The organism is Hydrogenophaga sp. OTU3427 (assembly GCF_038440225.1).
In the GTDB taxonomy this organism is placed as follows: Bacteria; Pseudomonadota; Gammaproteobacteria; order Burkholderiales; family Burkholderiaceae_C; genus Hydrogenophaga.
This window is the reverse complement of sequence record NZ_JASATI010000151.1, coordinates 1-226: the sequence shown is the minus strand read 5'-3', so window position 1 is coordinate 226 and position 226 is coordinate 1. Positions and strand designations below refer to the sequence as shown.

General features: G+C 66.8%; 1 protein-coding gene. It reads left to right on the top strand.

Annotated elements, in window-relative coordinates; genetic code table 11:
- The coding region (locus AAHB17_RS24695) for a methylmalonyl-CoA mutase family protein (protein WP_342133708.1) at positions 1-226 on the top strand (226 nt) is incomplete at both ends.

The following is a 226-nucleotide window of genomic DNA, read 5'->3' as shown; positions in this document are numbered from 1 at the left end:
ACCAGGGCGCCTTCATCATCGAGGAGCTGACCGAGCTGGTGGAGGAGGCGGTGCTGGCCGAGTTCGAGCGCATCGCCGAGCGTGGCGGCGTGCTGGGCGCCATGGAGACCGGCTACCAGCGCGGCAAGATCCAGGACGAGAGCATGCACTACGAGATGCTCAAGCACACCGGCGAGCTGCCCATCATCGGCGTCAACACCTTCCGCAACCCGCACGGCGACACCAC